Below are 743 nucleotides of genomic sequence, written 5' to 3' on the forward strand. Positions count from 1 at the left end.
GCCCTGGCCTCCGAGTACGGGCGCTATGGCTATCGCCGCGTCACCGCGCTGCTGCAGGCGGCCGGCTGGCGGGTGGGCAAGGACCGGGTCCAGCGCATCTGGCGTCGCGAGGGGCTGAAGGTCCCCAGCCGACATAGACCCCGCAGCCGCCTATGGCTGAACGACGGCTCATGTGTGCGGCTGCGCCCGCTCCACCGCAATCACGTCTGGAGCTTCGACTTCGTACAGGCGCAGACGCACGACGGGCGGAGCCTGCGCATCCTGACGCTGATCGACGAGCACAGCCGGGCCTGTTTGGCTTTGAAGGTGGCGCGCCGCATCAACAGCGTCGGCGTGATCGAGGCGCTGGCCGACGCGATGTGCCTGCACGGCATCCCGGAGCACATCCGCTGCGATAACGGCCCTGAGATGATCTCAAAGGCGTTGCGCAAATGGGTCGCCAAAGCTGGCTCGCAGATCCAGTACATCGCGCCAGGATCCCCGTGGGAGAACGGCTATTGCGAGAGCTTCAACGGCAAGCTTCGTGACGAGTGTCTACGCCAGGAGATCTTCTACTCACTGAAGGAGGCGCAGGTCGTGATCGGTCTATGGCAATCCACCTACAACCGCGTCCGGCCGCATTCGTCCCTGGGCTATCGGCCGCCCGCGCCCGTCAGCTACCCGGATCTGGCCTTCCGGCTACCCATGGCAGCGGCCATGCAGTAGCCTCCCAATCGGCTCGGTCCAAAATATCGGTCAGGTCA

1 protein-coding gene is annotated in these 743 nt (G+C 65.3%); it reads left to right on the forward strand.

From position 1 onward, the window contains the following. The coding region (locus ACLBYB_RS32675; RefSeq protein ID WP_447701364.1) for an IS3 family transposase at positions 1–705 on the forward strand (705 nt) is incomplete at its 5' end. Positions 706–743: the final 38 nt, after the last annotated feature.

This window comes from Methylobacterium sp. D54C, assembly GCF_053345595.1.